General features: G+C 55.1%; 17 protein-coding genes. 14 read left to right on the forward strand and 3 right to left on the reverse strand.

Annotation, left to right across the window (positions count from 1 at the left end):
* Positions 1 to 181: 181 nt before the first annotated feature.
* The 3 genes from NYE24_RS28165 to NYE24_RS28175 all read left to right on the forward strand — a co-directional run bounded on the left by NYE24_RS28165 (position 182) and on the right by NYE24_RS28175 (position 3,562).
* Positions 182 to 1,714, forward strand: a complete 1,533-nt coding sequence (locus tag NYE24_RS28165) for a DUF5605 domain-containing protein (protein ID WP_342477200.1) — start codon at positions 182 to 184, stop codon at positions 1,712 to 1,714.
* Position 1,715: 1 nt separating this feature from the next.
* Positions 1,716 to 2,753: a Gfo/Idh/MocA family oxidoreductase gene (locus tag NYE24_RS28170; protein ID WP_036691022.1), complete on the forward strand. Its 1,038-nt coding sequence runs from the start codon at positions 1,716 to 1,718 to the stop codon at positions 2,751 to 2,753.
* A gap of 143 nt (positions 2,754 to 2,896) precedes the next feature.
* On the forward strand, positions 2,897 to 3,562 hold the full coding sequence (locus tag NYE24_RS28175) for a serine/threonine-protein kinase (protein ID WP_036691020.1): 666 nt from the start codon (positions 2,897 to 2,899) through the stop codon (positions 3,560 to 3,562).
* A 60-nt stretch (positions 3,563 to 3,622) separates the two neighbouring features.
* Here the strand turns inward: NYE24_RS28175 and NYE24_RS28180 are convergent, their stop codons facing one another.
* On the reverse strand, positions 3,623 to 4,519 hold the full coding sequence (locus NYE24_RS28180) for a helix-turn-helix domain-containing protein (RefSeq protein ID WP_051493169.1): 897 nt from the start codon (positions 4,517 to 4,519) through the stop codon (positions 3,623 to 3,625).
* A 142-nt stretch (positions 4,520 to 4,661) separates the two neighbouring features.
* On the opposite strand from NYE24_RS28180, the gene NYE24_RS28185 reads away from it, so the two are divergent.
* The 4 genes from NYE24_RS28185 to NYE24_RS28200 all read left to right on the forward strand — a co-directional run bounded on the left by NYE24_RS28185 (position 4,662) and on the right by NYE24_RS28200 (position 11,990).
* Positions 4,662 to 8,153: a DUF5107 domain-containing protein gene (locus NYE24_RS28185; RefSeq protein ID WP_342477201.1), complete on the forward strand. Its 3,492-nt coding sequence runs from the start codon at positions 4,662 to 4,664 to the stop codon at positions 8,151 to 8,153.
* A gap of 21 nt (positions 8,154 to 8,174) precedes the next feature.
* A complete protein-coding gene (locus NYE24_RS28190) occupies positions 8,175 to 10,127 on the forward strand; it encodes a sugar-binding domain-containing protein (RefSeq protein WP_342477202.1) in 1,953 nt (650 codons plus the stop codon).
* Between the two features lie 40 nt (positions 10,128 to 10,167).
* Positions 10,168 to 11,454: a cellulase-like family protein gene (locus tag NYE24_RS28195; protein WP_342477203.1), complete on the forward strand. Its 1,287-nt coding sequence runs from the start codon at positions 10,168 to 10,170 to the stop codon at positions 11,452 to 11,454.
* A 140-nt stretch (positions 11,455 to 11,594) separates the two neighbouring features.
* Complete coding sequence (locus NYE24_RS28200) at positions 11,595 to 11,990, forward strand: DUF488 domain-containing protein (protein ID WP_051493168.1); 396 nt, start codon at positions 11,595 to 11,597, stop codon at positions 11,988 to 11,990.
* A gap of 70 nt (positions 11,991 to 12,060) precedes the next feature.
* Here NYE24_RS28200 and hmpA read toward each other — a convergent pair whose 3' ends face one another.
* Positions 12,061 to 13,242: an NO-inducible flavohemoprotein gene (hmpA, locus tag NYE24_RS28205; RefSeq protein ID WP_342479314.1), complete on the reverse strand. Its 1,182-nt coding sequence runs from the start codon at positions 13,240 to 13,242 to the stop codon at positions 12,061 to 12,063.
* 163 nt (positions 13,243 to 13,405) lie between these two features.
* Here hmpA and NYE24_RS28210 point away from each other — a divergent pair, with 163 nt between their 5' ends.
* Both NYE24_RS28210 and NYE24_RS28215 read left to right on the forward strand, forming a co-directional pair.
* Entirely contained in the window at positions 13,406 to 13,876 is a 471-nt protein-coding gene (locus tag NYE24_RS28210; RefSeq protein ID WP_083677823.1) for an Rrf2 family transcriptional regulator, read from the forward strand.
* A complete protein-coding gene (locus tag NYE24_RS28215; protein ID WP_342477204.1) occupies positions 13,863 to 14,606 on the forward strand; it encodes an Ig-like domain-containing protein in 744 nt (247 codons plus the stop codon). The genes NYE24_RS28210 and NYE24_RS28215 overlap by 14 nt, the downstream gene beginning before the upstream one ends.
* Positions 14,607 to 14,779: 173 nt before the next feature.
* Here NYE24_RS28215 and NYE24_RS28220 read toward each other — a convergent pair whose 3' ends face one another.
* The gene (locus NYE24_RS28220; RefSeq protein ID WP_036691013.1) at positions 14,780 to 15,199 is read right to left on the reverse strand and encodes a hemerythrin domain-containing protein; all 420 of its coding nucleotides are present in this window, start codon (positions 15,197 to 15,199) and stop codon (positions 14,780 to 14,782) included.
* Positions 15,200 to 15,511: 312 nt separating this feature from the next.
* Between NYE24_RS28220 and NYE24_RS28225 the strand changes: the two genes are divergently transcribed.
* From NYE24_RS28225 to NYE24_RS28245, 5 genes are read left to right on the forward strand one after another with little or no spacing between them, the layout of a single operon-like run.
* Complete coding sequence (locus tag NYE24_RS28225) at positions 15,512 to 19,186, forward strand: nitrate reductase subunit alpha (RefSeq protein WP_342477205.1); 3,675 nt, start codon at positions 15,512 to 15,514, stop codon at positions 19,184 to 19,186.
* Positions 19,176 to 20,747, forward strand: coding sequence for a nitrate reductase subunit beta (gene narH, locus NYE24_RS28230; RefSeq protein ID WP_036691010.1), 1,572 nt, complete (start codon positions 19,176 to 19,178; stop codon positions 20,745 to 20,747). The genes NYE24_RS28225 and narH overlap by 11 nt, the downstream gene beginning before the upstream one ends.
* Positions 20,740 to 21,306 (forward strand): nitrate reductase molybdenum cofactor assembly chaperone, encoded by a 567-nt coding sequence (narJ, locus tag NYE24_RS28235; RefSeq protein WP_036691008.1) that lies wholly within the window; start codon positions 20,740 to 20,742, stop codon positions 21,304 to 21,306. The genes narH and narJ overlap by 8 nt, the downstream gene beginning before the upstream one ends.
* Positions 21,303 to 21,989 carry a respiratory nitrate reductase subunit gamma gene (gene narI, locus NYE24_RS28240; RefSeq protein ID WP_036691006.1) on the forward strand — a complete coding sequence of 229 codons (687 nt, stop codon included), beginning with the start codon at positions 21,303 to 21,305 and terminating at the stop codon, positions 21,987 to 21,989. The genes narJ and narI overlap by 4 nt, the downstream gene beginning before the upstream one ends.
* 53 nt (positions 21,990 to 22,042) lie before the next feature.
* Positions 22,043 to 22,501 (forward strand): GAF domain-containing protein, encoded by a 459-nt coding sequence (locus NYE24_RS28245; RefSeq protein WP_036691004.1) that lies wholly within the window; start codon positions 22,043 to 22,045, stop codon positions 22,499 to 22,501.
* Positions 22,502 to 22,513 lie beyond the last annotated feature (12 nt).

Raw genomic sequence — 22,513 nt, forward strand, 5'->3', positions numbered from 1 at the left:
TTTTAGTTCGTTTGTTTAGTGTTGTTTAGCTGAAAATGATAACGTTGACGATAATTATAAGGTGATGTAGGATTGATTTAGAATAGTTGTATAGTTAAATGATCTGGTTTTGTTTAGTTAGTGTTTAGTTCGATGTTGCTAATTGTATATCTAAGGATTCATACAGAAGGGAGCAGGACTTATGGCTAATCCGAAGGAAGCAGGGCAGGCTGAAGCATTCCAGGGGAGGGTCTCCGTATCGGTGCCGGACCAGACTTCACAGTGGGATGTATGTGAAATTGTACTGCACGGAGGCCCGGCTGGGGGCAATCCGTTTACGGAGGTAGCGCTGCAGGCGGAATTTTCGATGGGAGATCGTTCGGTTCTGGCTCTAGGCTTCTATGATGGAGACGGGGTGTACCGCATCCGCTTCATGCCGGAGCATCAGGGGAAGTGGATGTTCCGGACCAGCAGCAATGAGCCTGCTCTGCATGGACTTGAAGGGGAACTGGAATGCATAGCGGCGGCAGGGGGGAATCATGGTCCGGTCCGGGTGCGGAATACCTTTCATTTTGCCTATGCGGACGGAACGCCCTATCTTCCTGTCGGCACCACCTGCTACGCCTGGACCCATCAGGGGGATGAAATGGAGCGCCAGACGCTGGATACGCTGAAAGCGTCTTCTTTTAACAAAATAAGAATGTGCGTGTTCCCGAAATCCTACTCCTATAACGAGAATGAACCGGAGTACTATCCTTATGAAGGCTCGGTCCAGGCAGGGTGGGATTACAGCCGGTTCAACCCGGCGTTCTTCCAGCATCTGGAGGAGCGGATTGCAGACCTTGGGGAGCTGGGCGTCGAGGCTGACCTGATTCTGTTCCACCCGTATGACCGCTGGGGCTTCGCAGATATGGGCAAAGAGGCGGATGACCGCTATCTCCGGTACCTTGTAGCCAGACTCTCGGCTTACCGCCATATCTGGTGGTCGCTGGCTAATGAATATGATTTCATGAGCAACAAGCTGCTGGCCGATTGGGAGAGGTATGCGCATATTGTAACGTCGTATGATCCTTACGGGCACCTGATCTCTAACCACAACGGTATTGCCTTCTATGACTTCAACCAGCCCTGGGTTACGCATTGCAGTATTCAGCGTGTGGATGTGTACAAGACCTCCGAGAATACAGACGAATGGAGACGGCGCTGGAATAAGCCTGTCGTGATCGATGAATGTGTCTACGAGGGCAATATCGAGCATGGCTGGGGAAATATTACCGGGGAAGAGATGGTCCGGCGCTTCTGGGAAGGCGCGGTCCGTGGAGGATATGTCGGACATGGGGAAACCTACCTGCACCCGGAGGATAAGCTCTGGTGGGCCAAGGGCGGCCGGCTGTATGGCACGAGTCCTGAGCGGATTGCTTTTCTGCGCCGTGTGCTGGAGGAAGGGCCTTCAGAGGGACTGAACCCGCTGTCTTCGGATTGGGATCTGCCCAGAGCCGGGGTGGAGGACGAATATTATCTGTATTATTTCGGGTTCAACCGGCCGGGCTTCCGCCAGTTTACCATGAACCCGGAGATCCGCTATAAGGTGGAGCTGCTGGATACCTGGAACATGACGGTGGAGGAGCTTGCGGGTAGCTATCAGGGAACCTTCAGGGTCGATCTGCCGGGACGGACTTATATGGCGTTGAGAATGACGCGCCTGCACGAAGAGCAAGACCTGGAGGCGAAATAAGATGTGGAAGGTTGGTGTTGTGGGCGCCGGGTATTGGTCAGATAAGCATCTGCAGGCATGGCAGCGTATCCCCGGCGTTCAGATTCAAGGCCTGTGCGACCTGGATTCGGACAAGCTGCACAGTAAGGGTGTGGCATACGGAATTCCCCGGGACATGCTGTACTCCACGCTGGAAGACATGCTGTCTTCTGCGGAGCTGGATATAGTGGATATTATTACCGCGCCGGATACCCATCCCGAGCTGGTCGGACTGGCTGCACGGTCCGGGAAGCATATCCTGTGCCAGAAGCCGTTTGCCCGTTCTATGGAGGAAGCCTGTGAGATGGTGGAAACAGCCCATGCTGCGGGCGTCCGGCTGATGGTTACAGAGAACTGGCGCTGGCTGCAGCCGATTCAGGCTATCCGCAAGCTGCTGGATGAGGGAACGGCAGGACGGCTCCAGACGATCCGCTATATCCATACGGATTATTATTCACCGCGGTTTGCCCCGGAGAATGAGCTGCCGCAGCCGTTCTTCCGGGAGATGCCGAAGCTGCTGTTCTATGAGATGGGGGTTCACTGGTATGATACGTGGCGCTTCCTGTTCGGGGAACCGAAGCGGCTCTATGCGGAGACCCGGAAGGTCAGCCCGTATATTACCGGGGAGGATGCCGGGTTGATTACCCTCGGTTACGAGGATTACATGGGCTTAATGGATATGAGCTGGGCCACCCGGCAGAATTTGCCGGGCAAGCTCACGCTGCCTGTGCTGCCGGACCATAAGGAACAGCTGATTATTGAAGGCGATCAGGCAACGATCAAGCTGTACAGCAGCGGTACACTCAGCCTGATTGATAACAGCGGGGCCGAGACGGTTGTGTCGGAGAAGAACGGCCTTGATTTTGAAGAGAGCCATTACCGGCTGCAGTCGCATTTCATTGAATGCCTGAACACGGGTGAGGAATTCCAGACGAGCGGCGAAGATAATCTGAAGACGTTGGAGCTTGTATTCGGGACCTACCGGAGTGCGGAAGAGCATGAGGTCATTCATTTGGCATAGCTCTAAGGGGCGGTATACGAAGAACCGGGGAGCCACTGTCCGGTTCTTTGCCATGCTTACCGGCAAGATTGGCTGATCGCCGGGGAATAGCGTACACTGGGTGAATAGAGTCATTACTGAACTTGAGCTGCGGGGTGAGAAGGATGGACAAGCTGCTGGAGCAGATCACAGGCGAGCTGCTGGGACAGGTTGAAATAGAAAGCGTGAATCCGCTGGAGCCGGTGAAGGTCAGCGGTGTAGGGAGGCTCTGGAGGGTGCTCGGAACCGGAAATTACGCGGCTGTCTTCTGCCGTCAGGGAGCAGAGGAATACGCAGTGAAGATTTACGCGCCGGGCAGGCCGGGCATTGAGGAAGAAGCTGAGGTGTACCGCCGCCTTGGGCAGCATCCAGCCTTCTCGGAATGCTATTATGCCGGAGCAGATTTCCTGGTCCTCAAAAGGCTGGGCGGAGTCACCTTCTACGATTCCATGCAACGCGGCATTCTCATTACCGGACAGGCTATTGAAGACATTGACAACGCGCTTCAGTATGCCAGATCCCGGGGACTGCGCCCGCATGATATCCACGCCAAGAATGTGATGCTCCGGGAGGGCCGGGGACTGATTGTAGATGTCTCGGATTTCCTGAAGGATGATGATTGCAGTATGTGGGAGGATTATAAGCGGTTGTATTACCGGTTGTACCAGCCGGTGGCTTCCCGCCGGGTATTTCCGGTTCCCCGTCTGATTCTGGAAATGGTCCGCAGAGGGTACCGGTTCTGGCGTCGGCGGAAGCAGGGGCGGAGCCGGTTCACTCTTTTCCGGAAATGACAAAGGCTTCAATTAGTAGTGCTTACAGATGTGGATCTCAGGAGTGCAGCGGGCATGGCCTCAGCCCTTCGGAATGCGGCGGTAGCTGGAGGGAGAGAAGCCGGAGATTCGCTTGAATAGCCGGGAGAAGTAATAAGGGTCATTGATCCCTACGGCAGCGCCGACCTCCTTAATGCTGAGTTCGGTAAGATCGAGCAGATGGCCTGCGCGCTGGATTTTGAGCCGCAGGAAATACTCAATCGGGGAGACGCCGGTCCCAGCGTTGAAAATATAGATCAGATGCTGCTTCGATACGCCGGCATGCTTAGCCAGCTCAGGCAGGGTGAGGGTGCTGCCCAGCCGTCCGTTCATATACTGGATCGCCTGTTCCAGATACGTCTCCCGCTTCTTCTCCTGAGCTGATTTCCCGGTACTCAGGCCAATCCCGGAGAGCAGCTGCCTAACCGTCTGGGCGATGTGCACATGGGTAGCCAGGGCATAGGTCCGCTCAGCCAGCAGCTCGTAGGCAGGGACGAACCAGTCGATAAGCCGGGCCTTGCCGCTCGGGGCTAGGGCAAGGGGGGCGCCGGACAATCCGAACAGCTTCACCAGCCGGTCGGCATGGCTTCCTTTGAAATGGAACCAGTAAATGCTCCATGGATTCTCCTGCATGGCCCCGTACCGATGCGGGGTGCCTGGAGGAATAATGACCATATCCCCCGGCTGCATGTTCATCTGCTCCCCGTGGTTCAGCTCCACCCAACCCTCCCCAGCTTCACATAAGATCAAGATATGCGACGGGCTGCCTTCGAGGCGTTCCCTGAAATGATACCGGGCATTTGGAAAGTACCCGATGTCCGTAATGAACAAGGACGCGGTCAACTCCTCCTGCTCCAGCTCCTTCATCCAATATTCAGGCAGCACATACAGCTTCTCCTCGACAAACCCTTCCGGCTTGCGGATATGACCCTGATTCACGCGGGCTCCCCCTAACAGATAGTATGTAAACAATCTTGCACAGAATAAGAATATAATCCATCACTTCCCGCATTTCGTCAATTGGAACCTTCCCGGCCAGGGGCTAGAGTAGAACTATCAAGTCAAGGGAGGCAGTGAAGGGATGAAGCATACAGGTAGCGGTAAGATGCCGGAGGCAGGCGGGGGGAACACAGACTTCGCTGGCAATGGGGACAACACGTATAATGCGGGCAACGCGGACAACGCGGACCGGGTGCAGGTACGGGAGACCTGTGTGATTATACCAACCTATGAAGCGGGGGCTGCTGATCCAAATCCTATGTTTCTGGAGAAAAGAGTCTATCAGGGGAGCTCGGGGCGTGTATACCCTCATCCCGTGATCGAGAGCATCTCGGATGTGAAGCAGGATAGGGTGTACAAGCTGATTATTCTGGAGAATGAATATCTGCGCATAGAGATCATGCCGGAGCTTGGAGGGCGGATCTACCGGGCGCTGGACAAGACGAATAACTATGATTTTGTCTACTATAACCGCGTAATCAAGCCTGCGCTGGTCGGCCTTGCGGGTCCCTGGATCTCCGGGGGCATTGAGTTCAACTGGCCGCAGCATCACCGCCCGAATACGTTCGGGCCCGTAGAATATAAGCTTGAGGCTGCTCTGGATGGGAGCGCTGCCGTATGGGTGAGCGAGATTGACCGGATGTACGGGACGAAGGTTACCGCTGCATTCAGACTCTATCCAGGGAGAGCCTATTTGGAGGCCCGGGCCCAGTGCTATAACCGGACGCCGCAGGCGCAGACCTTCCTCTGGTGGGCCAATCCGGCGGTTGCGGTCAATGATCAGACGCAGTCTGTTTTTCCGCCTGATGTTACAGCCGTCTTCGACCATGGAAAAAGGGATGTATCACGGTTCCCTATTGCGACCGGTACCTACTACAAACAGGATTATTCGGAAGGCGTGGACATCTCCCGCTACAAGAATATTCCGGTTCCGACCTCTTATATGGCCTATAAGTCGGATTATAATTTCGTCGGCGGATATGATCACGGCGTCCAGGCGGGGCTGCTGCATGTGGCTGATCATCATATCTCACCGGGAAAGAAGCAATGGACCTGGGGGAACGGGGAGTTCGGTCAGGCCTGGGACCGCCAGCTGACCGATGAAGACGGGCCTTATATTGAACTCATGACGGGCGTGTACACCGATAATCAGCCTGACTTCACCTGGCTGCAGCCGTATGAGGAGAAGAGCTTCATCCAGTATTTCATGCCGTATAAAGGCATCGGTCTGGTGAAAAATGCCTCGGTAGACGCTGCGGTCAATCTGGAAGTTGATGCGGTATCAGCTCAGGCGGTGGTGAAGGTATACGTGACCTCACAGCTTGCACAGGCTGTTATCCGCTTAAGCGGTGCCGCTGGCGAGTATCTGCGGGAGACTGCAGATTTGTCCCCGGCAGAGGCTATAGAGCGTACGGTCATACTGCACCATGGAGAGCAGGAGCATAACCTCAAGCTGACGGTCCATAGTGCAGAGGGCAGGCTGCTGGTCGCCTATCAGCCGAAGCGGCCGGAGATCGAGCGCATCCCCGAGGCGGCGAAGCCGCTGGCAGCGCCGGAAGAGCTGCGTTCAACAGAGGAGCTATATCTGGCCGGCCTGCATCTGGAGCAGTACCGGCATGCCACCTTTGAGCCGGAGGCCTATTATCTGGAGGGGCTTAAGCGGGACTGCGGGGATATCCGGCTGAATGTAGCGTATGGAACGCTGCTGCTCCGCCGCGGGCAATATGCGCAGAGTGAGCCCTTGTTCCGCCGCGCCATTGAACGTCTGACCTCGCGTAATCCTAACCCGTATGACAGCGAAGCCTATTACCAGTTGGGGGTTGCCCTGCGCGGCCAGAACCGTCTGGATGAGGCTTTTGCCGCTTATTACAAGGCGGTATGGTCGGCAGCCTGGCAGGATGCGGGGTATTTCTCACTTGCTCAGATTGCCTGCCAGCGGGGCCGGTATACCGAGTCGCTGGAGCTGGTGGAGCGTTCGCTGATCGGCAATGCGCGTAATTATAAGGCGAGGAATCTGAGGTCTGCTCTCCTGCGCAGACTTGGCCGGCCGCAGCAGGCGAGAGGATTCGCCAGTGAGACTGTGCAGCTTGATCCTGCTGATTTTGGCGCCTATAACGAACTTGTCCTGGCTCTTGCAGCACTGGATGACCCTGCTGCGGCAGAAGAGGCGCTGATAGAATTAGAGCGGCTTATGCGTGGTGACGCACACAACTACCTTAATCTTATGGCGGATTATATAGGCTGCGGACTGTATGCGGAAGCTCTTGCTGTAGGAGAGAGAGGGGCCCAGCGGGGCAGATCCGACCCTCAATCTGAACCCGGACTAGAATTAGAATCCGAATCGGTCTATCCAATGCTGCATTATGCCCTTGGCGAATGTTATGAACGTACGGGACAAGGCGAGCAGGCACGGGAGGCCCGTAGCAAGGGGCAAGCGGCCTGTCCGCTGCACTGCTTCCCGAACACGCTGTCCGAGCTTGACTGGCTGTTAAGCGCCATTCGGGCGAATCCCCTGGATGATAAGGCCCACTACTATCTCGGCAATCTCTATTATGACAAGAAGCGGCCGGAGGAAGCGGCGGCGAGCTGGGAACGTTCGCGTGAACTGAGAGGGGATTTCGCCATCGTTCACCGCAATTTGGCCCTGGCCTATTACAACAAGCAGAATAATCCTGAGGCGGCGCTTGCTTCACTGGAGCAGGCCTTCGCCTGTGCGCCGCAGGATGCGCGGATTCTGTATGAGCTGGATCAGCTGTGCAAGAAGCTCGCCTGGTCTGCCGGGGAACGACTGGGTCATCTAGAGGCACAGTGCAATTTGGTGGCGCAGCGGGATGATCTGTATATCGAATATGTTACGCTGCTTAACCAGCTTGAGCGCTATGACGAAGCGGTTAGGGCATTAAGCTCGCGTAACTTCCATCCCTGGGAGGGAGGAGAGGGTAAGGTGACCGGGCAATACCAATTCGCCCACAGCGGCCTTGGCAGACAGGCGCTGGATATCGGGCAATTTGAAGCCGCGCTTGAGCATTTCCGGCTGGCACTGGCCTATCCGCATAATCTGGGCGAAGGGAGGCTGGAAGGGGCGCAGGAGAATAATATTCATTATGCTCTTGGCCGGGTATACGAAGGGCTTCAGCAGGAAGAAGAGGCTGAGCGCTGCTACAGGGCGGCCTCACAAGGTCTGTCGGAGCCGGCAAGTGCAGTGTTCTACAATGACCAGCCGCCGGAGATGATTTTCTACCAGGGGCTGGCCTGGCTGAGGCTTCAGGAGCCGATGGAGGCGAAACGCCGCTTCAATCGATTGATTGATTATGCCGAGCGTCATCTCTTCGACGATATCAAGCTGGATTATTTCGCTGTGTCGCTGCCGGATTTCCTGGTGTTTGAGGATGACCTTAACCGGCGCAATGTCATTCATTGCCGCTATATGCGGGGCCTCGGGCTTCTCGGGCTGGGCCGGTATGAAGCAGCGGTATCAGAGCTGGATCTAGCCCTTGACCTGGACCCTAATCATCAGGGAGCCGGGGTTCACAGACGGATGGCCGGCAGTGCCCTGAACCGGGGACAATTCTAAGCAGATGGGGGACAATATAATATGCATACAACAGGACGGCATACGATTATTCTGGACGAAGACTGGTGTTTTCAGGCGGACACAGCAGGTATAGGGGAGCATGAGGAATGGCAGATTACAGGCTTGCCAGCCCCAAGGAAGGTTGCGGTTCCGCATACCTGGAATGTGGAGGAAGGTCTGGAGGAGCACCGGGGGGCCGGGTGGTATGAGTATAGCATCAGTATTCCTGAGGCGTGGAGCAGCAGCCGGTTCCGCCTGCATTTTGAAGCCGTCTACCGTGATGTGGTAGTCTGGGTCAATGGCCGCAAGGCTGGTTCGCATGTCAACTCAGGGTATACTGCCTTTGAGCTGGAGGTGACTGCGCATATTCTGCATGGCAAGGAGAACCGGATTACGGTAAAAGCGGATAATTCCCCGTCCGCTCAGGCGCTTCCGCAAGACTTAAGCTTCGACTGGGCGGATGATGGAGGGATCATCCGGCCTGTACAGCTTATAGTGACCGGGCAAACGGCCGTCAAGCATATCCGCGTCTTCCCGGAAGTCCGGTTTGGATCCGGGCACCAGCAGGCGTCCGGCCGGTTGCTGGCAGAAGTGCAGCTATGCGGACCCTCTGCTTCAGCAACAATAGGGGCCGCTATTTTCAAGGACGGAGCACAAATCTGGGAGGATCACCGCCCCCTGCCTCCGCAATGCGCGGACTGGCAACTTGCAGAGATGGAGTGGTTACCGGTAGAGCTGTGGCATTTCGATCACCCGCACCTCTACCAGCTTCAGCTCACTATCCATGAGGGCGGACAGCTTCATGACGAGGTAACCGTCAATTTCGGGTTCCGCGAGATTGTGGTCAAAGGGCAAGAGCTATGGCTGAACCGCGAGCCTGTCCGCCTGATGGGCGCAGAATGGATGCCGGGTTCTAACCCTGTGGTTGGCATGGCCGAGAAGCGGGAGGATCTCAGTGCGATGCTGGAGCGGCTGAAGGAGGCGAATGCTGTGATCACGCGCTTCCACTGGCAGCAGGGCAATGAGCTGCTGGACTGGTGTGACCACAACGGCATTCTTGTGCAGGAGGAAATCCCGCATTGGCAGCAGCCGGCGGAGCCGGATCAGCACACGTTCGCGGTAGCCTTATCCCAGGCGAAGGAGATGATCCGCGGCCATTCCCATCATCCGTGTATCTTCGCCTGGGGGATGGGGAATGAGCTGGACGGGCAGTCGGAGACTACCCTCCGGTACATGGAGCAGCTGAAGCAGGAGATCAATAAGCTGGATTCACAGCGGCTGATTAACTATGTGAGCAACACGGTCCACTTGCAGCCGTGTAGTGATGCTACGGGAGCCGGGGATCTGTTGATGTGGAATGACTATATCGGAACCTGGCACGGCGAGCTGGATGAGGATGAGGTTATCCGGCAGATTCTGGCCGATTACCCGGATAAGCCGGTGGTGGTGGCTGAATATGGCCTATGCGAGCCGGTCTACGAAGGCGGAGACCCTAGAAGAACAGAGATCCTTATACACAAAACAGAGCTATACCGCAAGTATCCCCAGTTTGCAGCCCTGATCTTTTTCAGTCTGAATGATTACCGCACGCAAATGGGAGAAGACGGGCAGGGAAGATGGAAGCAGCGGGTTCATGGTTCGGTGGATGTGCATAACCGGGTGAAGCCCTCTTTTGCCGCCTTGCGTGAGATAGCTTCACCGCTCCTGCTCGCAGATGCCCCTGTGCTGAAGGAACGTGAGCTTGAAATTACCCTGAAATGCCGGAAGGATATTCCCAGTTATGCTGTGCAGGGTTATTATGTAACACTGTCTACAGATGGCGTGGAAGGAGCAGCACAGGTGATTCCTGATATGCAGCCGGGAGAGGTCCTCACCCTAAGCCTCAAGCTGCCTGATGCTCCTGTAACGGAGTTGATACTAACGGTCTATCGTCCGAACGGCTTCAGCGTGCTGGAGCTGGGATTGGGACAGTAGTTGACCCGGTAATACAACCTAATCCTAAGGAGTGAAAAGAATGGATACAGTGCTGAGCAGGCTGCCGCGCAAGCTTACCCTAACCATGTGGGATTTCTCCTGGTATACGATGACCTTGCCGGGCGAGCCTTATCATGATCTGGCGGCAAGATGCAGGGAAGCAGCGGACAGAGGGTACAACACCATCCGGATCTGTGCGATGCCGTTCCTGTTGTTCACGGAGGAAGGCAAACGCCCCGGACCGCTGCACTTCGGCAGTCTGGGGGAAGTAGGTCAACGTACCCGCTGGTACAACTGCCGCGGCGGTGCCGAGCTGGACGGGCATGCGCATCTGCTGGAGCTGTTCAGACAGGCCAAGGCGCACGGACTCTATATTATGCTGTCTTCCTGGGAATATCAGCAGAGCCCCAGCTTCCTGGCTTATCCCGCGCTGCGGGATGAGCTGGCTGCAATTACTCCCGCAGAGCGGTTCATGACCCTGGCCCGGTCGATGAACCAGCTAATCAGGTACATTAAGGCGGAGGGTTTTGCCAGTCAGATTGTCTATGCCGAGCTGCATAATGAAGTCGAATTCGGACAGCTTACCGCTGTGGGCACAGAGCAGGGAATCGGCGCAGCGGATACGCCCAGGCTGGTGGAGGCCATGCAGCCTTATATTGAGGCAGCTGTAGGGTATCTTCGGGAACAGCATCCCGATATTCTAATCACGGCCAGCTATACGCTGAACGAAGCTTATCCGAAGGCATATGTAGCCCGTAATTTGCAGGTGGCCCACTATCATCTCTATATTAAAGGCGTGTTGAATGAGCTTATGGACGCGGCGGGGTTGAATGATGATGAGGTGCCTTTTCCAAATGCCTTTGTCCGGTCTATGCTGAGGGAAGAGGCCCCGCCCTTCGGGGAATGGACCCTGCCCGCAGGGCAGGAGTGGCGGATGGAGGGCAATCCGGTGGGGATGAAGCTGATCTATCTGCATGACTGGGCCGACCCTGATCTATGGGATCTCTATCTGTATGACCGTTACGGAGCCCACAAGCTGGCGATGCTGCAAAAAGCGGACATGCGCCTGGAAGAAGCGCAGGAATGGGCTGCACATTGGGGCCTGCCGGTGGTGATCGGCGAAGGCTATGTCGGCTATACCCCGCTGCTTGCAGGCTTCGAGGAGGGGCCGGTCGGGAAGTTCATTGCCGAGTATGCGCTACGTAAGGGGATGGCCCTGGGCTTCTGGGGCATGACGCTGTGCTCCAACTGTGCGCCGCATCATCCGTTCTGGCAGGATGTGGCTTGGCAGCAGCGGTGGAACCGCTACATTCTTGAAGCGGAGTAGAGGAGTAGCAGAATAGCAGCAGACAGTGCGGTAGCCCGCCAACTTGTTATGCTGCGTCCCTCCGGGCGGACAGCCGCTGGAAGCAGAATGGGCTCCGTGTTATATTGGGTGTACTTAGTGGTGAGCAGGAGGGATGCAGCATGGGAGAGCCGTCCGGCGGGGAAGCCGCTGATGCTCCATACTCTATAGGTCTGAAGCGGATATACGAGCCTGCGGACTCCGGAGACGGATACCGGATTCTGGTGGACCGGCTGTGGGCGCGCGGAGTGACGAAGGAGCAGGCGGCCATTGACGAGTGGATGAAGGAGATCGCGCCAAGCCCGGCGCTGCGCAAGTGGTTCGGGCATCTGCCGGAGCGGTTCGCGGCATTCAAGGAACGGTATACTATGGAGCTGGAGGAGAATCCGGAATGCGCGGGGCTTGCGGAAGCGATCCGGGAGCGGGCGCTTGAACAGAGGGTCACGCTGGTCTATGCCGCGAAGGACCCGGTCCATAACCATGCGAAGGTACTCTATGAATGGCTGATCTGCGGTTAAAAAAGCACACGGGCCTCCTCCGAATAAATATCCGTTCGGCAGGCGGCCCGTGTGCTTTTAGCTGAACAATCTACGCGTTGCTTAGCTGCAGTGCCGGTCCGAAGAACTCATAATGAATCTGAGACTCGGTCATTCCGAGCTTCCGCAGTTCACCAATCATGGCTTCCATAAAAGGAACAGGCCCGCACACGTAAGCATCTCCGGTAACATCTACATAACTCTTTAGAATTTCGCCGGTAATCACGCCATCCGGTCCGCCGGAGTAGAAGGTTCGGGTCTTGACGTTGCTCAGCGCCGCCGCATGCTTTTCAATATCCTTTCCGAAGGCAGCAAGCGATTCGTTCCGTGCAGAGTGGAGGAAGACAACCGGCCGGTCCGGTGTTACATTAGCCACGGTCTCGAGCATGCTCATCATAGGGGTGATGCCTACGCCGCCTGAGATAAAGGCTACTGGGGTAGTTATAGAAGTATCCAGCAGGAACTCACCGGCAGGAGCGCTCACCTCAACGGTATCGCCCTCATTCACTCCGTTATGAAGATAGACAGATACCACGCCATTCGGGTCATTCGTCTCCTCGCGTTTCACCGAGATGCGGAACTCATCCGGCTTCGGCGCTTGGGACAGGCTGTATTGGCGGATCATGGTGTATTGCTCTCCAGGAATCAGCACACGGACAGAGATGTACTGGCCCGGCTTATAGTCTGGTACATTCGAGCCGTCGGCCGGTTTCAGATAGAACGATGTAATGCTGCCGCTCTCCTCAACCTTACGCACCACGGTAAAAGGCTTAAAGAAGTTCCAGCCGTTGTCCTGTTCCCGCGCTTCCTTGTACATGCTGTCTTCCACACCGATGAATGCATCAGCAATCACTCCGTACGCGGCTTCCCAGGCACTCAGGATCTCATCCGTAGCGGCATCGCCCAGCACCTCCTTGATGGCCTTCAGCAGGAATTCTCCGACGATCGGGTAATGCTCCGGCTTGATACCGAGACTGACATGCTTGTGTGCGATCTGAACCACCGCCGGCAGTATATTCTCAAGGTTGTCTATGTGGACTGCCGCTGCGTAGACCGCATTGGCCAGTGCTGCCTGCTGGCGGCCTTGCGCCTGGTTGGCGTGGTTGAACACATTCAGCAGCTCCGGGTGGGCCTCGAACAGATTCCGGTAGAACACCGTTGTAATGGTGGTGCCGTGCTCCGCCAGGACTGGCGCTGTGGATTTGACAATGTCACGAGTCTCTTGTGTTAAAATATTGATCATCCCCTCTCCATATAGTACAAAATTAATATATACGGTTTTGAAGAGAAAAGATATATTTAAAATACCACTTTAACAAATTAGACAAAGAATATGATAAACTTTGCAATAAATATCACTTACATTAAGCTGAGTTAATATAGAACGGAGCATGACTATGAGGCTGACGTTATATACCGATTATTCCCTGCGAATCCTCATGTATCTAGGAGCCAAGCAGCGGGAGGAGTTAACTACAATACAGGATATCTCTAGTGCCTACGGTATCTCCAAGAATCATCTGATGAAGGTCTCGCATGAACTCGGCAAGGCGGGTTATCTCGAAACAGTGAGAGGGCGCGGGGGAGGGATCAGGCTTGCGCTTGCGCCGGAGATGATCAATATCGGGGAGGTTGTGCGCCGGATGGAGGATGATTTCTATCTCGTGGAGTGCTTCAATCCCACAGGCGGCAGCTGCCCGATCTCTCCGGTGTGCAGACTCAAAGGCGTGCTGGGCAAGGCTCTGCACGCCTATCTGAAGGTGCTGGATGAGTATACGCTCGAGGATCTGCTGATGAATAGAGATGATCTGCGTGCTATTCTGCAGGAGAGCGGCAATGGAGAGGAGCTTCACAATGAAACTAATTAAAAATATTCTACTGGTATCTGTTCTAACCCTGTCTTCTGTGATCTTGGTTACTATTCCAACTCTCGTGGTTTATGCAGATCAAGCGGTAAAAGTGATTTCAATATCGGTCGCAAGTCCGTCAAACGCATTGAAACCAAAACAGACATTTCAATTAAAGCCAAACGTAGTTACTTCACCCAAAGGTACAAATGTAAAGATTACATACTCTTCAACCAATACTAAGGTAGCAACGGTAAATGTGAGCGGTTTAGTAACGGCTGTCAATCCAGGAAAAGCAATCATATATACAAGCTCAGGCGGCAAAAGCACATATGCAGTAATCAATGTAGCTTCTAAGACAGTAAGTCTCAGTACAGGGCTGTGGGTAGAAAAGAAGGACATTAAAAATTCAGAAGAACAGCTGTTAACTGATGGTGCTATTTATTTCGAACTGAAAAGCTTCAAAAATAATATGCTGACCGGACATTTTTTCTCTATTAGTTCCCCTCCATCCAATCGGATAGCTGATGTTGAGATCAGAACAGAAATTAAGAATGGCAAAGGGGTTTTCTCCTACACTAATGATGGTTGGGGAAACAGCGGAAAAGGAACTGTAGAAATCAAAGGGGACAATCTTTTGTTCGGTTTCAAAGAGACCAAATCAGACAGCAGCGCAATGTGGAATCTCGGATCATTCAGCGTCACATTATATAAATCTAACAGCGGTTCGAACGTGGGGGTATCAGGATAAATTAACTTATCATCTGGTCAAATATGATGACAAGAAAATTATTGGTTTAAGCAGCCGGGGCCCGTAGGAATAAGACTCCGGCCGCATATAGAAAAACACACGGACTCCAACCGGAACATTCAGATCCGCTATGCAGTCCGTGTGTTTTGTGTACCCTTCTATTCAGGGCGGCATTACGGCTCCTGGAACAGCAGCCGCTCTTCATCCCGGCTGTGAATAGCATTCACTACCAGCAGCGCATGGAACTGGTGCAGCACCTCTGAGGTGAGGCCGTCTTCGGCGAGCATACTTTTGACATCCTGCACGATGATCCGCAGCAGCTCATGATCCCGCTTCAGCCGGGTAACGGCTTCTTCCAGAGCGGGATTCTTCGCAATCATCTCCTGATAGAAGCCGTCTTCTTCCGCATCAGCATGGCTGAGTATCCGCGTCTCCCAGTACTCAATCAAGTGGTCAGCCGCCTGGCGGGCCACCTCCACTTCCTTAAGCGCCAGCAGTTCTTCCACTTCTTCTGTCTTGGCTACAGCGCCGGATAGCCCGCCCTGATGTATGGCATGATGGGCATGCAGCTGGCGTAGTGAGGGTCCTGACATTATTCTTCATCCTCCCGTAGTATAACTATCTCAGACGTATCTACTGGTCAGTATAGCATAGAGTGCTGCCATGGAATTCCCGCTAGGAACTTCCCCCGAATATAAAGAGGGAAGTCCCTAATGGAACTCCGGGCCCGGCGGTGCAGCGCAGAATCAGAGCTTTTCTCCTCAGGGGGAAAGGCTTTTTTGCTGCGGGATGAGATCAAGGGAATTCCCGAGGTTCAATAGGTGTTTCCCTAATGGGAAGCACGGCCGGGGAGATCCATAATGAGATTAATTGAATAGATTCGAACAAAGGAGTGTTCTGGACAGATGAAGAAGAAATTCGGCCTTAACTTTTTTAAGCCGGTGGAGAGCTATTCCGGGAACTGGTCCATTCTTGAAGAGAAAAATAGAGATTGGGAGAACATGTACCGCCAGCGCTGGTCTCACGATAAAGTAGTCCGCACCACCCATGGCGTGAACTGTACAGGCTCCTGCAGCTGGAAGGTGTTCGTGAAGAACGGGATTATCACCTGGGAGAACCAGCAGATTGATTATCCGTCCTGCGGACCGGATATGCCGGAGTTCGAGCCGCGCGGCTGTCCGCGCGGAGCTACCTTCTCCTGGTATGAATACAGCCCGCTGCGCGTGAAGTATCCGTATATCAGAGGCAAGCTATGGCGGCTGTGGCAGACGGCGCTCCAGGAGCATGACAATTATGTCGATGCCTGGGCCAGCATTGTAGAAGATCCTGAGAAGGCCAGCCAGTATAAGAAGGCACGCGGCAAGGGCGGCCATGTCCGGGTGGCCTGGGATGATGCACTGCGGCTAATCGCAGCGCAGCTGATCTATACGATCCGTAAATACGGTCCTGACCGGATCGCCGGATTCACCCCGATTCCGGCCATGTCGATGGTCAGCTATGCTTCAGGGGCGCGGTTCATCTCCCTTCTGGGCGGTCAGATGCTGAGCTTCTATGACTGGTATGCCGATCTTCCTCCGGCTTCGCCGCAGATCTGGGGCGAGCAGACGGATGTCCCGGAATCCTCGGACTGGTACAATGCCGGGTACCTGATGATGTGGGGCTCGAACGTACCGCTGACCCGGACGCCGGATGCCCACTTCATGACTGAAGTGCGCTACAAAGGCACGAAGGTCGTATCGGTCGCCCCGGATCTTGCTGAGAACGTGAAGTTCGCCGACAATTGGCTGGCTCCGAACCCCGGCTCGGATGCGGCGCTTGCCCAGGCGATGACGCATGTCATCCTGCAGGAGTTCTACCAGGAACGCCAGGAGCCGATGTTCCTGAATTATGCGAAGCAATATACGGATATGCCGTTCCTGATTCTGCTTGATCCGCATGAGGACAGCCTGAAGGGCGGACGCTTCCTGCGGGCCAGTGATCTGGGCGATGCTTCCCCGCACTCGGACTGGAAGCCGGTGATCTTCGATGAAGCAACTGGCGAGATGATCGTGCCGAACGGGACAATGGGACAGCGCTGGGAGGAAGGCAAGAAGTGGAACCTGATTCTGGAGCGGGAGGACGGCAGCAAGGTGGAGCCGGCTCTGACCATCGAAGGGCACGGGGAAGAATGGACAGAGATTGTGTTCCCTTACTTCGACAATGCCGGTAATGGCACCTTCAGCCGGATCATTCCGGCCCAGAAGATGAAGCTTGCGGACGGCACGGAACGTTATGTCGCCACCGTATACGACCTGATGATGAGCCAGTACGGCATTAAGCGCAGAGACAGTCTGCTGAACGCTAAGGGGTATGAGGATGAATTGTCCCATTACACTCCGGCCTGGCAAGAGAAGATTACTACAGTAAAAGCAAGCGTGGTCGTGCAGATTGCCCGCGAGTTCGCCCAGAACTCCATTGAGACCGGCGGACGCTCCATGATTATCATGGGCGCAGGCATCAACCACTGGTTCAACAGCGATACCATCTATCGTTCAATTCTGAATCTGGTGGTGCTGACTGCATCCCAAGGCGTCAACGGTGGCGGCTGGGCGCATTATGTCGGCCAGGAGAAATGCCGTCCGATTGAAGGCTGGTCCACCATTGCCTTCGCCAAGGACTGGCAGGGCCCGGCGCGGCTGCAGAATGCAACCTCATTCTTCTATTTTGCTACCGAGCAGTGGCGTTATGAGGAGAGCGGCACCGATTCGCTGAAATCGCCGACAGGCGGAGAGGTTGCTTACCAGCACCCGGCAGATTACAACGTACTGGCTGCGCGTCTGGGCTGGCTGCCGTCCTTCCCGCAATTCAACAAGAACAGCCTGCTGTTCGCCGAGGAAGCGGCGCAGCAAGGCAAGAAGACGGATGCGGAGATTATCAGCCATGCTGTAGAAGAGGTTACTTCACGGAAGACGCGCTTTGCTGTAGAAGATCCCGGCGCACCTGAGAACTTCCCGCGCTCCCTGTTCATCTGGCGCTCGAATCTGATCTCAAGCTCCGCTAAGGGACAGGAATACTTCATGAAGCATTTGCTCGGAGCATCAGATGGTCTGCTGGCCGAGCCGAATGAGGAGCAGAAGCCGGAGGAGATCGTCTGGCGTGAGGATGTGGAAGGCAAGCTGGATCTGATGGTGGCGCTGGATTTCCGGATGACCACTACGCCGCTGTATGCCGATGTGGTTCTGCCTGCCGCAACCTGGTATGAGAAAACAGATCTGTCGTCCACCGACATGCATCCGTTCGTCCATCCGTTCAATCCGGCCGTGAATCCGCTGTGGGAATCCCGTTCGGACTGGGATATCTACCGTCAGCTCTCGGAGGTATTCTCCGAGATGGCGAAATCGCAGCTGCCCGGAGTCTATAAGGATGTAGTGATGTCCCCGCTGGGCCATGACTCCATTAGCGAAATCTCACAGCCGATGGGTCTGGTCAAGGATTGGACCAAGGGCGAAGTGCCGGCCATTCCGGGTAAAACCATGCCGAACTTCACCATTGTCGAGCGGGATTACACGCAGATTCATCATAAATACAGCTCGCTCGGACCGAACCTGGCTACCGGCAAAGCAGGCGCACACGGCGTCAGCTTCTCGGTTGCGGAGGAATACGAAGAGCTGAAGAAGATCAGCGGTGTGCATTACGATGAATCGATCCGGCACGGACTGCCGAAGCTGCAGACGGCCCGTCAGGCGGCGGATGCCATTCTTCATCTGTCTTCCGCCACCAACGGCCGCGTCTCCCAGAAGGCTTATGAGTCGGCGGAGAAGGATCACGGGGTCGAGCTGCGGGATATTTCGGCAGACCGGGCCGCTGAGAAAATTACGTTCCAGAGCATTACCGCTCAGCCGCGTGAGGTGATTCCGACACCGGTATTCAGCGGCTCGAACAAGCAAGGCCGCCGGTATTCGCCGTTCACGACGAACATCGAACGTCTCGTTCCGTTCCGTACCCTGACCGGAAGACAGCATTTCTATATTGACCATGAGATCTTCCAGCAGTTCGGCGAAGCGTTGCCGGTTTACAAGCCGACCCTGCCTCCAATGGTCTTCGGACCCCGCGACAAGGAAGTGAAGGGCGGGATGGATGCACTGGTTCTGAGATACCTGACGCCGCACGGCAAATGGAATATCCATTCGACTTACCAGGATAACCAGCACATGCTGACTCTGTTCCGGGGCGGTCCGACGGTGTGGATCAATAACGAGGACGCGGCGGCTCATAACATTGCGGACAACGACTGGCTTGAGGTCTATAACCGGAACGGTGTGGTCACTGCACGCGCCGTAGTCAGCCACCGGATGCCGAGAGGCACCATGTTCATGTACCACGCCCAGGATAAGCATATTCAAGTACCGGGCTCCGAGATTACGGATACGCGCGGCGGAAGCCATAATGCGCCAACCCGGATTCATCTGAAGCCTACCCAGATGGTCGGCGGATATGCACAGCTCAGCTACGGCTTCAACTACTACGGTCCGATCGGCAACCAGCGTGATGTCTACGTAGCCGTTCGCAAAATGAAGGAGGTCAACTGGCTTGAAAATTAAAGCGCAAGTTGCAATGGTAATGAATCTGGATAAATGCATCGGCTGCCACACCTGCAGCGTGACCTGTAAGACCACCTGGACGAACCGCAAGGGTGCGGAATATATGTGGTTCAACAACGTGGAGACGAAGCCGGGCATCGGCTATCCGAAGCGCTGGGAAGACCAGGAACTGTACAAGGGAGGCTGGCAGCTTCGCAAGGGGAAGCTGGAGCTGAAATCCGGCAACAAGCTGTCCAAGATCGCGCTCGGCAAAATCTTCTACAACCCTGATATGCCGGAAATGAAGGATTATTATGAGCCTTGGACCTATAACTATGAGCATCTGACTAATGCCGGGGAGCAGAAGCATTCCCCGGTTGCCCGGGCCCACTCTGCTGTAACCGGCGAGAAGATGGATCTGGAATGGGGACCGAACTGGGAGGATGATCTGGCAGGTGCGCATGTGACCGGCCCGCTGGACCCGAACATTCAGAAGATCGAGGAAGAGATCAAGTTCAACTTCGAGAAATCCTTCATGATCTATCTGCCCCGTCTTTGTGAGCACTGCCTGAACCCGAGCTGCGTGGCTTCCTGTCCATCGGGAGCGATGTACAAACGCGATGAGGACGGCATCGTCCTCGTGGACCAGGAGGCCTGCCGCGGCTGGAGATATTGCATGACCGGCTGTCCGTACAAGAAGGTGTACTTCAACTGGCAGACCAACAAGGCGGAGAAATGCACCTTCTGCTTCCCGCGTGTGGAGGCAGGCCTGCCAACGGTCTGTTCCGAGACCTGTACGGGCCGTATCCGTTACCTTGGTGTTCTGCTGTATGACGCCGACAAGGTTCTGGAGGCTGCGTCCACCCCTGACGAGAAAGATCTGTACCAGGCCCAGTGTGATCTGTTCCTGAATCCGCATGATCCAGAGGTTAGAGCCCAGGCGAGGGCGGACGGCATCTCTGAGGACTGGCTGGAGGCTGCGCAGAACTCACCGGTCTACAAGCTGGCGATTGAGCATAAGCTGGCCTTCCCGCTGCACCCGGAATACCGGACGCTGCCGATGGTATGGTATGTACCGCCGCTTAGCCCGATCATGAATTACTTTGAGGGCAAGGATTCACTGAAGAACCCGGATATGATCTTCCCGGCCATCGAAGAGATGCGTACGCCTATTCAATATCTGGCGAATATGCTGACGGCTGGCGATACGGAGACTGTGAAGGAAGCCCTGCAGCGGATGGCGATGATGCGCTCTTACATGCGCGCCCAGTCGACCGGTCAGGAATTCGATCTTAGCCGTCTGGACCGTGTCGGCATGACGGCGCAGCAGACCGAGGAGATGTACCGCCTGCTGGCGATTGCCAAATATGAGGACCGCTTCGTGATCCCGACCTCCCACAAGGAGCAGCACATGAACCCTTACCGCGCGCAAGGCGCGGCTGGCTATGGCAGCGACATGGGCGGCTCGGGCTTCGGCTCCGGCTGTGACGGCTGCGGACCGGCCAGTCCTTCCGGCGACACCATGAAGACCGGCAAGGAGATGTATGAAGAGAATTTCTACGGGGGGATCTGGCGTGATTGATCTGAACAAACTGCATCAATACAAGGAGTCCTTCGGTTATTTCGCCTTGCAGCTTATGTACCCGGAGAAGCTGGATTTCCATCCGGCTTTTCTGGAAGAGGCGTTTGACCCTGCTCACCCGGGATATGCCCACGTGCAGACGTACTGGAAGCACATGCAGAGCTTCAGCCTGGAAGAGATTCAGGAGAACTATGCGGCTACGTTTGATTTTCAGAAGGACTGTGCGCTCTATATGACCTATTTCAAGTTCGAGGATGCCAAGGAACGCGGGCAAATGCTCGCCAAACTGAAGCTGCTGTACGAAATGTTCGGCCTTGAAATGCCGGAGAGCGAGCTGCCCGATTACTTGCCGCTGATGTGCGAATTCATCTATGCTGCAGAGTGGCTGGACGTTCCCGGCGCGCCGGAGAACTTCCGGATGCTGATGGCGATTCTGGAGGATGGCTCGTATCATCTGGTGAAGGCGCTGGAGCAGCGGGAGAGTCCATATTATCACCTGGTTAAAGGGTTGCGAGAAACCTTCAAAGCTTGTGCGGAACAGGAGGCCCTAAGTCAATGAATATGATGGGTCAGTTTTTATGGGTTATTTTCCCGTATATGTGTATGGTCGTATTTATCGGCGGGCATATTGCCCGCTACCGTAAGGATCAATTCAACTGGACAGCTAAGTCCAGCGAATTCATTGAGAAAAAACAGCTGAAATTCGGCAGCATTCTGTTCCACCTCGGCATCATGCCGGTCATTCTGGGCCACATCGGCGGTCTCGCCGTTCCCAAGTCCTGGCTGGAGGCTGTCGGTGTCAGCGATCATATGTACCATATCGGTGCTGTATACATCGGGGGAATCTTCGGTGCGGCTACCCTGGCAGGGATGCTGATCCTGACCTCACGGCGCTTCACACTGAAGAACGTCCGCCGGCTCAGCAGCGCCTCCGATCTGATCGTCAACACGCTCCTGCTGTTCATTGTGTTCATGGGGATGTACTCCACGATTGTCACGAATGTGGTACAGCCTGAGTTCGACTACCGGGATACGATCTCGGTGTGGTTCCGCGGCTTGTTCATGTTCCGCCCGGACCCGTCGCTGATGAGCGGAGTGCCGTTCTCCTTCAAGCTGCACATTCTGTCAGGGTTCGCGATCTTTGCCTTCTGGCCGTTCACCCGGCTGGTTCACGTATGGAGTGTTCCGTTGAATTATGTAGGCAGAAGTTATATCCTATACAGAAGAAATAAATCAAATTAACGGAAGAGAGCAGCGTGGACTTCTTTCCCTGTTCAATCCGAGGAGAGAAAGCGATGATGAATAAGGTGGATTACCAGACCCGGCTTGACCAGATCCGTAAGTGCCTGGGATATGACTTCATGTCGCTGGCGTTCGCCGAACCGGCGGAGTATGACTATGCGATCCGCTGGAAATACGCCTCAGGCAATATAAGTGACCGCTACAAACGGATTGTGCTGCAATCCGGCAGAGGGATTGCCGGCATCGTGTTCAAGACCGGCAAGCCCTTCCTGATCCCTTCGGTGAAGCTTATGGTGAAGCCCGACAGCCTGTTCAATTACCCCATCACTAAGATGGAGAATCTGAACAGCATCGGGGCGGTGCCGATGTGGAATGATGCCCGTGTGGCTGGCGTGCTTCTGGGCGGCTTCAGAGGGGACCGGCAGGTGACCGCTGAGATGCTGCGTGACCTGGAAGCGACAGCGCGGGGCGGCATTGGAGACTTGAACGGGAAGGAATTGTTGCTCAGTTGAGGAACCCTGCTA

Source organism: Paenibacillus sp. FSL H7-0350, assembly GCF_038593195.1.
GTDB lineage: Bacteria > Bacillota > Bacilli > Paenibacillales > Paenibacillaceae > Paenibacillus_AQ.